Below are 14358 nucleotides of genomic sequence, written 5' to 3' on the forward strand. Positions count from 1 at the left end.
GCGTAAAGAAAACGCGTCAAACTTAGAATCTAGAGCCCCGTTCCAATTCCATCGGAACGGGGCTCAAGAACAGCCTTCCATTAAGGATGATCATCAAAGGGGCCCGGCTAGCCAACTGGCTGGCTGGGCCTATTTGCGAGAATCAGCTTCAAGTGCCCCGTGGATTAAGCCTTAATTCGCTCCGCACTTGTCTGGCGCGAATTGGGCTATATCTGTCGGTACGCCCTGTACCAAGTCTTATACCAAGCGTTCTACCTCTACCCACTTCCTGCATCACTGGCGTCCATCGGCCTTCCGGCAAATCCAGCTAAACTGGCAGCCAAGACTGGCAATGTCCGCCTCCTAAAACCCTAGGTGACTCATGCGCGATCCGGTTGAAACCTACATGAACCTCGTGCCCATGGTGGTCGAGCAGACCAACCGTGGCGAGCGCGCCTACGACATCTTCTCGCGCCTGTTGAAGGAGCGCATCATTTTCCTGACCGGGCCGGTCGAAGACGGCATGTCGACGCTGGTGGTCGCGCAGCTCCTGTTCCTTGAAGCGGAAAATCCGAAGAAAGAAATCTCGATGTACATCAACTCGCCGGGCGGCGTGGTGACGTCGGGCCTCGCGATCTACGACACCATGCAGTTCATCCGCCCGCCGGTCTCGACGCTGTGCACGGGCCAGGCCGCCTCGATGGGCTCGCTGCTGCTCTGCGCCGGCGAAAAGGATATGCGCTTCTCGCTGCCGAACGCGCGCATCATGGTGCATCAGCCCTCCGGCGGCTTCCAGGGCCAGGCCACCGACATCATGCTGCACGCGCAGGAAATCCTGAACCTGAAGAAGCGGCTCAACGAGATCTACGTGAAGCACACCGGTCAGACCTACAAGACGATCGAGGACGCGCTGGAACGCGACAAGTTCCTGACCGCGAACGACGCCAAGGAGTTCGGCCTGGTCGACAGGGTCATCGACAAGCGCGCCGAAGAGCCGGCGGCGAAACCGCAGTAACGCGAACGGGGCTGCAACATCGATCCCTGGAATACCTATGGGGATTTCTCGGGATCGTCAGGGCGACGTTCACGTTAACGGCGCACTACGCGGCGGCGCAAAAAACAGTGTTGCGCCCCGCGACAGGCAGAAAGTTCCGCTTTCGTGCTTGTTTTTCGTGGCAATCCAGCAACTCCGGGGCGATTTCGATCACTTCGTCCGTGCCAAGACGTGAAATCACGGTATTGTCACGGGTAGCCAGCGCCCCCTCGATTAGCGAATTCTTGATAGTCGGGTGACAGCATGGTTGGCTACGATTGATCGGCTATGATCGCGGAGAATCGAGTGACCGTGATTCGCACGGGATGTAACGCGTAGGGTCTTTTTTGGTACGGAATTTGCTCTATTTGAACTTCATACGGCATGCGTGCCGGAATGGAGCGATCGAGCGGAGCGGGATCGAACCGCGGACGGAGACATGAATGAGTAAGGTCGGCACGAGCGACTCCAAGAACACACTGTATTGCTCGTTCTGCGGCAAGAGCCAGCACGAAGTCCGCAAACTGATCGCGGGTCCCACGGTCTTCATCTGCGACGAGTGCGTTGAGCTCTGCATGGACATCATCCGCGAGGAAAACAAATCCTCGCTCGTGAAGTCGCGCGACGGCATTCCGACGCCGAAGGAAATCTGCAAGGTCCTGGACGATTACGTCATCGGCCAGAGCCATGCGAAGAAGGTCCTGTCGGTCGCGGTGCACAATCACTACAAGCGCCTCAACCACCAGACCAAGCACAACGACGTTGAGCTCGCGAAGTCGAACATCCTGCTGATCGGTCCGACCGGTTCGGGCAAGACGCTGCTCGCGCAGACGCTCGCCCGCATCCTGGACGTGCCGTTCACGATGGCCGATGCCACGACGCTGACCGAAGCCGGCTATGTCGGCGAGGACGTCGAGAACATCATCCTGAAGCTGCTCCAGGCCGCCGACTACAATGTCGAGCGCGCCCAGCGCGGCATCGTCTACATCGACGAAATCGACAAGATCAGCCGCAAGTCCGACAATCCCTCGATCACGCGCGACGTGTCGGGTGAGGGCGTGCAGCAGGCGCTGCTGAAGATCATGGAAGGCACGGTGGCTTCGGTCCCGCCGCAGGGCGGCCGCAAGCATCCGCAGCAGGAGTTCCTGCAGGTGGATACCACCAACATCCTGTTCATCTGCGGCGGTGCGTTCGCCGGCCTCGAGAAGATCATCTCGGCGCGCGGGCGGTCGACCTCGATCGGCTTCGCCGCCCAGGTGCTCGCGCCGGAGGATCGCCGTACCGGCGAGATCTTCCGCCACGTCGAGCCTGAGGACCTCCTGAAGTACGGTCTCATCCCCGAATTCGTCGGCCGTCTGCCGGTCGTGGCGACGCTCGAGGATCTGGACGAGACCTCGCTGAAGAAGATTCTCACCGAGCCGAAGAACGCGCTGGTGAAACAGTACCAGCGGCTGTTCGAGATGGAGAACATCGAGCTGACCTTCGCCGACGAGGCGCTTGGCGCGGTCGCCCGCAAGGCGATCGAGCGCAAGACCGGCGCGCGTGGTCTGCGTTCGATCCTCGAGGCGATCCTGCTCGAGACCATGTTCGACCTGCCGGGCCTGGAAGGTGTGGAAGAAGTCGTGATTTCGCGCGAAGTCGTGGAAGGTACGGCCCGTCCGCTCTACATCTACGCCGATCGGTCCGATCGCGCCGTCGAGAACGCCAGCGCCTGATTTGCGGCGCTGGGACGCTCCAATCGTCTTTGATAGTAGCGGCTGCGGAATGGTTCTCCGCAGCCGATGTTGCGTCGCTTATACGCGTGCGTAAGCGCCTGATGGCGCGCGTCTTTCAATGACTTGACACCCCCCCGGTCGATAGCCACCTAATGTCGACGGCGAGCGAAAATTCTCTTCAAGATTCGCCTCAGTTCCGATCCGGCAAGCCCGGTCCAACCTTAGAATGGTAGGCCGGTTTTGTGGATCACCTCGGCACCTTGTGGCGGTTGCGCATGAGCATGGCGGGCTGCGTGCAAGGGGGCAAAGCAAAAGGAAAAGGCCATGACTAATCCAAAACCCCGGCCAACCATCGTCCATGGCGAAACGCACGCCTATCCCGTGCTGCCGCTGCGCGATATCGTCGTCTTCCCGCACATGATCGTTCCGCTCTTCGTCGGTCGCGAGAAGTCGATCCGCGCGCTCGAAGAGGTGATGAAGAACGACGCGCTGATCATGCTCGCGACGCAGAAGAACGCGTCCGACGATGATCCGGCGCCCGACGCCATTTACGAGACCGGTACGCTCGCCAGCGTGCTTCAGCTCTTGAAGCTTCCCGACGGCACCGTGAAGGTGCTGGTCGAAGGGCTCGAGCGTGCGCGCGTGCAGAAATACACTGATCGCAGCGAGTACTACGAAGCGACCGCGATTGCGCTCGCCGACACCGATGCGAAATCGGTCGAGGCGGAGGCACTGTCGCGCTCGGTCGTGTCCGACTTCGAGAGCTATGTGAAGCTCAACAAGAAGATCTCGGCCGAGGTCGTCGGCGTCGTGCAAGCGATCACCGATTTCGCCAAGCTCGCCGACACCGTTGCCTCGCATCTCGCCGTCAAGATTGCGGATCGCCAGCAAATCCTGGAGACGCTGTCGGTCACCACGCGCCTCGAGAAGGTGCTGGGCCTGATGGAGAGCGAGATCTCGGTGCTGCAGGTCGAGAAGCGCATCCGCTCGCGCGTCAAGCGCCAGATGGAGAAGACCCAGCGCGAGTATTATCTCAACGAGCAGATGAAGGCGATCCAGAAGGAGCTCGGCGACGACGACGGTCGCGACGAACTCGCCGATCTCGAAGAGAAGATCTCCAAGACCAAGCTCTCCAAGGAAGCGCGCGAGAAGGCGCAGCATGAATTGAAGAAGCTGCGCCAGATGTCGCCGATGTCCGCGGAAGCGACCGTCGTGCGCAACTATCTGGATTGGCTGCTGTCGATCCCGTGGAACAAGAAGTCCAAGGTGAAGAAGGATCTGGAATCGGCGCAGGCGGTTCTGGATGCCGATCACTACGGGCTGGAGAAGGTCAAGGACCGTATCGTCGAGTATCTCGCGGTGCAGTCGCGCGCCAACAAGCTGACCGGACCGATCCTCTGCCTCGTCGGCCCCCCCGGCGTCGGCAAGACCTCGCTCGGCAAGTCGATCGCGAAGGCGACGGGGCGCGAATTCGTGCGCGTCTCGCTCGGTGGCGTGCGCGATGAGGCCGAGATCCGCGGTCACCGCCGCACCTATATCGGTTCGATGCCCGGCAAGATCATCCAGTCGATGCGGAAGGCGAAGTCGTCCAATCCGCTGTTCCTGCTGGACGAGATCGACAAGATGGGCGCCGATTTCCGCGGCGATCCGTCTTCGGCGCTGCTCGAGGTCCTGGACCCCGAGCAGAACGGGACCTTCAACGACCACTACCTCGAGGTCGACTACGATCTGTCCAACGTGATGTTCATCACGACCGCGAATACGCTCAATATTCCGGGGCCGCTGATGGACCGCATGGAGATCATCCGGATCGCGGGCTACACCGAGAACGAGAAGGTCGAGATCGCGCGCAAGCATCTGATCCCGAACGCGGTGTCCAAGCACGGCCTGGACTCCAAGGAGTTCTCGATCGACGACGACGCGCTGCTGCTGTTGATCCGCCGCTACACCCGCGAAGCGGGCGTGCGTAATCTGGAGCGTGAGCTCTCCACACTCGCCCGCAAGGCGGTGAAGGAGCTGATGATCTCCAAGAAGAAGTCGGTCAAGGTCACCGAGAAGACTCTGGAAGAGTTGCTCGGCGTGCCGAAGTACCGCTTCGGCGAGATCGAGAGCGAGCCGCAGGTCGGTATCGTCACGGGCCTTGCCTGGACCGATGTCGGCGGCGAGCTGTTGACGATCGAAGGCGTCATGATGCCCGGCAAGGGCAAGATGACGGTCACGGGCAATCTGCGCGACGTGATGAAGGAGTCGATCTCGGCAGCGGCGTCCTACGTGCGCTCGCGTGCGATCGTCTACGGCATCGAGCCGCCGCTGTTCGACCGGCGCGACATCCACGTGCACGTGCCGGAAGGCGCGACGCCGAAGGACGGTCCGTCGGCGGGTGTGGCGATGGCCACCGCGATCATCTCGGTCATGACCGGCATTCCGGTCCGCCACGATGTCGCGATGACCGGCGAGATCACGCTGCGCGGCCGTGTGCTGCCGATCGGCGGCCTGAAGGAGAAGCTGCTGGCCGCTGCCCGCGGCGGCATCAAGACGGTGCTGATCCCCGAGGACAACGCCAAGGATCTCACGGAGATTTCCGATGCGATCAAGGGCGGCATGGAGATCATCCCGGTGTCGCGTTTGGACGACGTCGTCGCCAAAGCGCTGGTGAAGAAGCCGGTGCCGATCGTCTGGGAAGAGGACACCAAGGTGACGGTGAAGCCGGACGGGGACGAGGCCGCCGGCGGACTGACCGCTCACTGAGGTTCAGCGAAAGATGATAAAACGGCGCCTTCGGGCGCCGTTTTTGTTTTTGGGGGCAGGGATCAGGGCGATGCAGATCGACGGGCAGTGCCATTGCGGGCAGATCACCTTCGAGGCCGAGATCGATCCCGAGACGGTGTCGGTCTGCCATTGCCGGGATTGTCAGACCCTGACGGGATCGCCGTTCCGGGTGACCGCGATCTGTAGCAAGGCCGACGTCAGGCTGACCAGCGGCACGCCAAAAGTCTACGGCAAGCGCGGCGACAACGGCCGGATGCGCTTCCAGCACTTCTGCGCCGACTGCGGTTCCCCGCTGTTCACCAGCGGCGAGGGCGACCAGGCTGACGATTGGGGCATCCGCTGGGGCTCAATCCGCCAGCGCGACAAATTGCGGCCCGTCAGGCAGATCTGGTGCCAGTCGGCGGCGGTGTGGATCGACGCGGTGCCGTTGCTGCCGGGGAGGCCGGGGGATTAGGCTGGCTTGCCAAGCCGAAGCTCGCCGCAAAAAGCCCGCCTTCGCCCGTTGGGATTCGGCGTGGCAGCCTGCGTCGCTGCGCGAGCGCAGGCTGGTGGGCGGTCACGGATTCGAACCGCGGACCCTCTCGGTGTAAACGAGATGCTCTAACCAGCTGAGCTAACCGCCCCAAGGCGCCTCTTTAGCCCTCCCGCGGGTGTTCGAGCAAGGCCCGAACGCATCGCAAACAGGGCTCGAGCAAGACCGCCTTTGTGATGATTGTCACAGGTGTCCGCCCGCGAGTCGGCCAATGTCCACCGCAATTCACGATGGAGGGGTGGCCAATGTGTGCCCTGCTGGACCTCATCTACCGACATTGTTGCCGGGCGTGTTTGCGCGAAGTGCGACGCATGAGCCGCCGCGGCTCGATCATTCCAATTTGGTAGTTCCGGCTGACGGCGCGCCGATTTGGCCGCTGGCGGCTGTCCTGGCTCGTTGCGCCTGGCATCGGACGCCCACGAGCCGCCCTCCAAGGGTCCAAAATTGCCCTTTTTCGGTCATCTTTTTGATCGCCATCCGAACCAACGTTACGGCTCCCTGTGGCAGCGTGGAGTATCGCCGTGATGAGTGATCTTCGCATCAAGCTGGAAAGGTACGAGTCGAAAGCCGCCCACTGCATGAAAGCGGCTCAAGAAGCTCCTGATGAGGCCGGTCGGGCCTTCTACGAGGAGCTTGCCAACTATTACGACGAGCTGGCAGCCGACTTTCGCCGCGTCCTCGCCAAGCGAACCGGAGTTTCGCTCGCGGCCGAATGATCCGGCGTAGCGCAGGTCGGCAGTTGAAGACCTCGGCGGTCCGTCAACCTCTGACGCCGTGTCGTGCGGCGTGAACGCAAGAACGTCTCGCTGACAGGTGGACCGAACAGGCCGCCTCAGTTGACGGCGTCCTTGCTTTTCGGCATCGGGGTCTTTCGACCAAGCTGCCGGAGGGGATCCATGGAACAGCCAAGCGGACACGCAGAGAATGCCGACCAGATCGCCTATTGGAACGGTCCGAGCGGGCAGCGCTGGGCCGATCGGCACGCTGCCCAGGAAAGCTTGCTCGGACCCATCGCCGACGTGCTGATCGACCGCGCCAGGCCGAAGCCGGGCGAGCGCGTGCTCGATGTCGGCTGCGGCTCCGGTGCGACGACGTTCGCGTTCGCGAAGGCTGTCGCGTCCGATGGCTTCGCGCTCGGCCTCGACGTCTCCGACCCGATGCTGTCGCAGGCGCGCGCGTTTGCGCCAAAAGGCCTGCCGCTCGATTTCGTGCTGGCGGATGCGACGGTGCATCCGTTCGAGCCGGCGAGTTTTGACCTGTTGGCGTCGCGCTTCGGCGTCATGTTCTTCGCCGATCCCATTGCGTCCTTCACCAATTTGCGGCGCGCGCTGAAGCCGACCGGACGGCTCGCCTTCGCCTGCTGGCGCGAGCCGAAGGAAAATCCGTGGATGATGGCGCCGCTGATGGCGGTCTACAAACATGTCCCGAAGATGCCGCCGGTCGGGCCGGAAGAGCCGGGCCCGTTCGCCTTTGCTTCTGAAGAGCGCGTGATGCGTATCCTGAAGGGCGCCGGATTCGCGGACGTGGCGATGCAGCCGCACAATCTCGCGATGGATGTCGCGATCGGCGGCGGGCTCGATGCCGCCGTGGACGGCGCGCTCCAGATCGGCCCGGCCAGCCGCGCGCTGCAGGGCCATCCGCCGGAGACGTACGAGGCCGCAAAAGCCTCGATCCGCGAGATGCTGGCGCCGTTCCTGAAGGGACAAAGCGTAGCGCTGCAGGGCGCGATCTGGATCGTGACGGCGAAGGCGGCGTAAGACGCCGCTCTCTCTCCACGTCGTCATTGCGAGGAGCGAAGCGACGAAGCAATCCAGACTGCCTCGTCGGAGACAGTCTGGATTGCTTCGCTTCGCTCGCAATGACGATGGGGAGGCGTTGTGCCCATTACACCACATCATCCGGCGCCAGTGCGCACCCGTTATCCGGATGCGTCTCGATCTGAAGCGTTGTGTGGCCGATGCGGAACGACACCCTCAGCTGCTGCGCCGTCTCCATCAGGAATGCATCGCCGGCCCCGGCGGGCATGACGAGGTGGCACGTCAGCGCCGTCTCGGTGGTCGAGATCGGCCAGACGTGGAGGTCGTGGATTCCCGAGACGCCGGGCCGCTCCAGCAGAAAGATCCTGATAGCGGCGATGTCGGTGCCCTTGGGCGCCGCCGCCATCGACATGTCGATAGAGCCGCGCAGCAGGCTGGTGGTGCTCCAGAGGATGGTGGCGCAGATGACGAGGCTGGTGACGGGATCGAGCCAGAGCCAGCCGGTCCAGATGATCAGCGCCGCCGAGATCACGACGCCAAGCGAGACCGCGGCGTCGGCCGCCATGTGCAGATAGGCGCCCTCGATGTTGATGTCGTCCTTGCGTCCGCGCGCGAACAGCATGGCGGTAAAACCATTGATGAGGATGCCGATGCCGGCGACCACCATCACGGTGACGCCCGCGACCGGCTCCGGCTCGCGCAGCCGCAAGATTGCCTCCCAGCCGATCGCCCCTGTTGCGACCAGCAGGAACACCGCATTTGCGAGCGCCGCCAGGATGGTGGAGGCGCGAAAACCGTAGGTGAAGCGGCCGCTCGGCGCGCGCCTTGCCGCAATCGACGCGCACCAGGCCACAACCAGGCCGAGCACGTCGCTGAGGTTATGGCCGGCGTCGGCGAGCAGGGCGGTGGAGTTGCCGATATAGCCGTAGATCGCCTCGGCCACGACCAGCGCGGTGTTGAGCGAAATGCCGATCGCGAACGCCGTGCCGAAATTGGCGGGCGCATGGACATGCGGGTGGCCAGAACCGTGGTTATGCCCGTGATCATGCCCGTGGCCGGCATGATCATGGTGGTGATGACCGTGATGGTCGTGGCTGCCCAAATCTAGCGCTCCCCGGACGCCGCCAAATCAGGCGCCATTGTAGGCGTTTCGGCAGCCCCGTCACGCCGGAACAGCGCATAGAGCGCCGGCAGCACCAGCAGCGTCAGCACGGTCGAGGAGATGATGCCGCCGATCACCACGGTCGCCAGCGGACGCTGCACCTCGGCGCCGGCGCCGGTGGCGAGCGCCATCGGCACGAAGCCGAGGGAGGCGACCAGCGCGGTCATCAGCACTGGGCGCAGCCGCGTCAGCGCACCTTCGCGTACCGCGTCGGCCACGGGGCGCCCCTCGCTGCGCAGCCGCTCGATGAAGGCGATGATGACGAGACCATTGAGAACAGCCACGCCCGACAATGCGATGAAGCCGACACCGGCGCTGATCGACAGCGGAATGCCGCGCAGCAGCAGCGCGGCAACGCCGCCCGTCAACGCCAGCGGCACGCCGGAGAACACCAAAGCCGCATCCGCCGCCGATCCCATGCCCATGAACAGCAGCAGGAACACCAGCAGGAGCGCCACCGGTACCACGATCATCAGCCGCTTGGTCGCCGAGACCAGCTGCTCGAACTGGCCGCCCCAGCCGATCCAATAGCCGGGCGGCAGCTTGACCTTCTCGGCGACGGCGGCTTCCGCCTCGCTCACGAAGGAACCGAGATCGCGCGCGCGGACATTGGCGGTGACGACGATGCGCCGCTTGCCGTTCTCACGGCTGATCTGGTTCGGGCCGGGCGTCGCATCGACAGTTGCGACCGACGACAGCGGAACATAGCGCATCTGGGCAAGGGGAGAGGCGGTCAGCGCCGTTCGAACGGCGGTGCCGCTTGCTGCTTCCTCGCTCGGCGGCAGCGGGATCGGGATGGCCCGGATCGCGTCGAGATTGCCGCGCAGATGTTCCGGCAGGCGCACGACGATATCGAAACGGCGGTCGCCCTCGAACAGCTTGCCTGCCGACTTGCCACCGACCGCGATCTCGACGATCCCCTGCACCTCACCGATGCTGAGCCCGTAGCGGGCGAGCGCCTGGCGGTCGAGCCGGACGGTGAGGATCGGCAGGCCCGAGACCTGCTCGATCTTGACGTCGCTGGCGCCGCGGATGCCGCGGATTGCGGCCTCGACCTGCTTTGCGGCGCCCTGGAGGATGTCGAGGTCGTCGCCGAAGACCTTGATGCCGACGTCGCTGCGCACGCCGGAGATCAGCTCGTTGACACGGAACTGGATCGGCTGGGAGATTTCATAGGCGCTGCCGGGAATGTCGTCGGCAGCGTGGTCGATAGCCTCGATCACCTCCGATTTCGGCTTGTCCGGATCGGGCCATTCCGCGCGCGGCTTCAGCATGATGTAGCCGTCTGTCTGCGCCGGCGACATCGGGTCGGTCGCGATTTCGGCGGTGCCGATGCGGGTGAAGAATTCCTTCACCTCGGGAATCTCCTTGATGCGCTTTTCCAGCGCCTTTTGCAGATCCAGCGACTGCGTGAGGCTGGTGCCGGGAATCCGGATCGAGGCCAGCGCGACGTCGCCTTCGTCCAGGCTCGGGATGAACTCGCCGCCCATGCGTGCGGCGGCAATGCCGCTTGCGACCACGATGATGGCGGCCATGACGGTGACCGCGACCCGATTGTCGATCGCGAGGCGGAGCAGGGGGAGATAAATGCGCTTCGCCACCCGCATGAACAGGTTTTCGTGTTCCGACACCTTGCCGGTGACGAAGATGGCAACCGCCGCCGGCACGAAGGTGATGGAGAACAGCACCGCGGCGCCCAGCGCCATCAGCACGGTCAGCGCCATCGGCGTGAACATCTTGCCCTCGACGCCGGTCAGCGTCAGTACGGGCAGGTAGACAACCGCGATGATCAGCGTTCCGAACAGGCTCGGCTTGATGACCTCGCGCGACCCGCGCAGGATCGCGCGCAGCCGTTCGGGGGTGGAGAGCAGCCCGCCTTTCTGGCGCTGCGCCTCGGCCAGCATGCGCAGGCAGTTCTCGACGATGATCACGGCGCCGTCGACGATGATGCCGAAATCGATCGCCCCCAGGCTCATCAGGTTCGCGCTGACTTTTGTTTCGACCATGCCGGTGATCGTCATGGCCATGGAGAGCGGAATGACGCAGGCCACCACGAGCGCGGCGCGGATGTTTCCGAGGATCAGGAACAGCACGGCCACGACCAGCGCCGCACCTTCCAGGAGGTTGTTTTCGACCGTGCGGATGGTGGCCTCGACCAGATGGGTGCGGTCGTAGACGGTCCGCGTCACGACGCCGTCGGGCAGCGATTTGGCGATCTCGTCGAGACGGGCTGCGACGCGGCGCGCCACGCTGCGGCTGTTCTCGCCGATCAGCAGCATGGCGGTGCCGAGCACGGTCTCCTCGCCGTCGCGCGTCGCCGCTCCCGTGCGGAGGTCGCGGCCTTCCTTGACGGTGGCGACATCCCTGATCCTGACGGGATTGCCGCCGCGCGAGCCGATCACGATGTCCTGGATCTCGCTGATGTTGCCGACCTGGCCCGGGGAGCGCACGAGATACTGCTCGCCGTTGCGTTCGATATAGCCGGCGCCGACATTGGCGTTGTTGGCGGCGAGCGCCGTCATGACGTCGCGAAAGCCGAGCCGGTAGGCCATCAGCTTGCCGGGGTCCGGCAGCACGTGGAACTGCCGCTCGAAGCCGCCGATGGTGTTGACTTCGATCACCCCGGGCACGTTGCGAAGCTGCGGCCGGATGATCCAGTCCTGCACGGTGCGCAGATCGGTCAGCGAATAGTCGTGACCGCCTTGCGTCTTCGCGCCCGCCTTGGCCTCGACGGTGTACATGAAGATTTCGCCCAGGCCGGTCGAGACCGGGCCCATCGCGACCTCGACGCCCGCCGGAAGCTGGTCCTTCACCTGCTGGATGCGCTCGCCCACGAGCTGGCGGGCAAAATAGATGTCGGTGCCGTCCTTGAACACGACCGTCACCTGGCTCAGGCCGTAGCGCGACAGCGAGCGGGTGTAATCGAGCTTCGGCAGGCCGCCCATCGCGGTCTCGACGGGGAAGGTGATGCGCTGCTCGGTTTCGAGTGGCGAGTAGCCGGGCGCGCGGGTGTTGATCTGGACCTGGACGTTGGTGATATCGGGGACGGCGTCGATCGGCAGGCGCTGGAAATTCCACCCTCCGAAAGCGACGGCGCCGAGCGCGAGCAGGAGGACCAGCCAGCGCTGCTGAAGCGAGACGGCGGTGAGACGCTCAATCATGCTCGGCCTCGCCCTTGCCCATCTCCGCCTTCACGACAAAGCTGTTCTCGGCGACGTAATGCTCGCCGGCCGAAAGACCCGCCTTGATCTCGACATGGCGCGGATCGGAGTCTCCAAGCTCCACCGGACGCGCCTCGATCTTGTCGCCGTCCTCGCGGACGAACACGATGGTCCTGTTCTCCAGCGTCTGGATCGCACTTCGGCGTACGGCGACCGCGACGTTGCGGGCGGCGAGGATCAGCCGCGCCGTGACGAACAGGCCGGGACGCAGGCGCCCGTCCGGATTTGGCAGCACCACGCGGGCGAGCGCGGTCTGGGTCTCGCTACTGCCGATCGGCGCCATGTAGGAGATCGTGCCCTTGATCTCGCCGCGGCCATCGTCGGGATCGATCAGCACCTCGTCGTTGAGGCGGACGCGCCGGAGGTCCTGCCGGTAGATCGACAGGTCGACCCAGATCGTCGAGAGGTCGGCGACCACAAAGGCCGGCTTCTGCTCGGAGGCGTATTCGCCGAGCGAGATCTGCCGCTCGATGATGGTGCCGGCGATCGGCGCCTTCAGCTCGTAGACGGTGAGGCTCTGGTTGCTCTCGATCGCGGCGAGCAGATCGTCCTTGCCGACCCTGTCGCCGATGCGCTTCTGGATCGATTTGGCGACCCCCGGAAAGCGCGGCGTCACCTGCACGACGGCTTCCTGATTGGCGCGCAAGATGCCGTTGAAGGACAGCGTATCGGTCAGCGTCGCACTCCCGGCCTCCGCCAGCGTGACACCGGCGGCCGCCAGCTTGACGTCGGAGATGCGGATACGGTCGGCGCCGTGCTCGTCCTGCTCGACATGGTCGTTCGGCTTCTCCGGCTTCTTGTCCGCGGCATGCTCGGTGTGCGCGACCCCGGCAGGCGCGAGCAGGGAATAGCCGTAAGCGCCAAGTGCTGCGGCAACGATGGCAACGACGATGGTGGAGGATGTCTTCATCGCGCGCTCTCCCGGGCCAGCGCAAAGGGATTGCCGACGAGGCCTTCGATGGTCGCAACGCCGGCATGGAAGTTCTGCAGCGCCTCCTGCTCGCGCAGCCGCGCTTGGGTGACGCTCGCCTGAGCGTCGAGCACTTCGAGCAGCGAGAAGCGGCCCTGGCCGTAGCCCTGCGCGATCGCCTCCGAGGCTTCCGTGGCTTTCGGAATCGCGGTCTCGCGCAGCACCGCGAGCTCGCGCAGCGAGCCCTGGAGCGAGTCGTAGGCGCGGCCGGCGACCACGATCAGCGTGTTGCGGTTGGCCTCGCGCTCGGCCCTGGTCTTGGCGAGGCTTTCCTGCGCCGAGAGGATATTGCCCTGGTTCTGGTCGAACACGGGAATCGGCACCGAGACGGTAAGGCGCACCGCGTCGTCATTGGTCTCGTTGAAATGGCGCCAGCCGGCGGCGATGCGCACGTCGGGATAGGGCCTTAAGCGCGCCATCAACAGCTCGGCGTTGCGCTGGGCATAGACCGCGGTCCAGCGCACCAGCTGCGGATTGGCATCGATGGCGGCGACCACCGACTGGAACGTCGGCGTCTTTCCCGTGGTGTCGAGCCGGCCGGAGACGTCGCCGAATTTTGCCGCGGGATCCCCCATCAGCACCGCAAGCTCGCGCCGGGCGCTCGCCAGCGTTGCCTTGAAGCGTTCGCGGTCGGCCTTCACCAGGGCGGACGCGACCTCGGCGCGGCCGGTCTCGGCCGGTGAGGAGGCGCCGGCCTCGACGCGGCGGCGCAGCAGCGGCGTCAGCCGGTCGATCGCGGCGATCTGCTCGTCGAGGATCTGGATGCGCCGCTGCGCGCCGAGCACGCTGAGGAAGGCGATCGCAGTCTCCGACAGCACCTCCAGCCTGACGGCCTTGCGCTGGATCGCGGCCACCTCGATGCCGGCGGCGCCCGCGGCGATCCGCGCATCACGCTTGCCGAACAGCTCGAAGGCCTGGCTGATCTGGAGCGTGGTCTCGGCCGATCTCGTGCCGCGATAGATGCCCGACCCGAACGAATTGTCCTGTTCATAGGACAGCTCCGGATTGAGCAGCGCGCCGGCCTGGATGCGCTGCCCCGTGGCGATGCCGACGTCGCGCTCCGCCGCGGTGAGCCGCGGGCTCGCGGTCAGCGCGCGCGACAGCGCGCTCCGCATCGTAAGCGTCTGGGCGTGCGTGTGTTGCGTCAGCCAGGGGCTGACGAAAATCGCCATCGCGCACGCCAGGCGCGCGGCAGTCCGTCTGCAAGACATGAAGGTGAC

Annotated in this window: 10 protein-coding genes and 1 tRNA gene; 6 read left to right on the plus strand and 5 right to left on the minus strand. The window is 64.5% G+C overall.

The annotated features are described in order from the left end of the window. The first annotated feature begins 361 nt into the window (after positions 1-361). The 4 genes from AB7290_RS18615 to AB7290_RS18630 all read left to right on the plus strand — a co-directional run bounded on the left by AB7290_RS18615 (position 362) and on the right by AB7290_RS18630 (position 5950). Positions 362-994, plus strand: coding sequence for an ATP-dependent Clp protease proteolytic subunit (locus AB7290_RS18615; protein WP_063982958.1), 633 nt, complete (start codon positions 362-364; stop codon positions 992-994). Between the two features lie 461 nt (positions 995-1455). Further along, positions 1456-2727: an ATP-dependent Clp protease ATP-binding subunit ClpX gene (clpX, locus tag AB7290_RS18620; protein WP_014494834.1), complete on the plus strand. Its 1272-nt coding sequence runs from the start codon at positions 1456-1458 to the stop codon at positions 2725-2727. Between the two features lie 324 nt (positions 2728-3051). Then, entirely contained in the window at positions 3052-5475 is a 2424-nt protein-coding gene (gene lon, locus AB7290_RS18625) for an endopeptidase La (RefSeq protein ID WP_028149034.1), read from the plus strand. Between the two features lie 70 nt (positions 5476-5545). Then, positions 5546-5950 (plus strand): GFA family protein, encoded by a 405-nt coding sequence (locus AB7290_RS18630; RefSeq protein ID WP_085400713.1) that lies wholly within the window; start codon positions 5546-5548, stop codon positions 5948-5950. A 92-nt stretch (positions 5951-6042) separates the two neighbouring features. Here the strand turns inward: AB7290_RS18630 and AB7290_RS18635 are convergent. Beyond that, positions 6043-6119: transfer RNA gene (locus AB7290_RS18635), tRNA-Val, on the minus strand. A gap of 433 nt (positions 6120-6552) precedes the next feature. Between AB7290_RS18635 and AB7290_RS18640 the strand changes: the two genes are divergently transcribed. Both AB7290_RS18640 and AB7290_RS18645 read left to right on the plus strand, forming a co-directional pair. Then, positions 6553-6744 carry a hypothetical protein gene (locus AB7290_RS18640; protein ID WP_014494837.1) on the plus strand — a complete coding sequence of 64 codons (192 nt, stop codon included), beginning with the start codon at positions 6553-6555 and terminating at the stop codon, positions 6742-6744. Positions 6745-6924: 180 nt separating this feature from the next. After that, positions 6925-7785, plus strand: a complete 861-nt coding sequence (locus AB7290_RS18645; protein WP_085400712.1) for a class I SAM-dependent methyltransferase — start codon at positions 6925-6927, stop codon at positions 7783-7785. Positions 7786-7912: 127 nt separating this feature from the next. Here the strand turns inward: AB7290_RS18645 and AB7290_RS18650 are convergent, their stop codons facing one another. From AB7290_RS18650 to ihpA, 4 genes are read right to left on the minus strand one after another with little or no spacing between them, the layout of a single operon-like run. Further along, entirely contained in the window at positions 7913-8887 is a 975-nt protein-coding gene (locus AB7290_RS18650; RefSeq protein WP_085400710.1) for a cation diffusion facilitator family transporter, read from the minus strand. Between the two features lie 2 nt (positions 8888-8889). After that, complete coding sequence (locus tag AB7290_RS18655; protein WP_354116198.1) at positions 8890-12108, minus strand: efflux RND transporter permease subunit; 3219 nt, start codon at positions 12106-12108, stop codon at positions 8890-8892. Next, positions 12101-13078, minus strand: a complete 978-nt coding sequence (ihpB, locus tag AB7290_RS18660) for a divalent metal ion exporter adaptor subunit IhpB (protein WP_085400707.1) — start codon at positions 13076-13078, stop codon at positions 12101-12103. Before ihpB ends, AB7290_RS18655 begins: the two co-directional genes overlap by 8 nt. Continuing rightward, the gene (gene ihpA, locus AB7290_RS18665) at positions 13075-14349 is read right to left on the minus strand and encodes a divalent metal ion exporter subunit IhpA (RefSeq protein ID WP_085400705.1); all 1275 of its coding nucleotides are present in this window, start codon (positions 14347-14349) and stop codon (positions 13075-13077) included. Before ihpA ends, ihpB begins: the two co-directional genes overlap by 4 nt. Between the last annotated feature and the right edge of the window lie 9 nt (positions 14350-14358).

The sequence above is a fragment of the Bradyrhizobium sp. 613_E4_N2_2 genome (assembly GCF_052075995.1).
Taxonomy (GTDB): Bacteria; Pseudomonadota; Alphaproteobacteria; order Rhizobiales; family Xanthobacteraceae; genus Bradyrhizobium; species Bradyrhizobium barranii.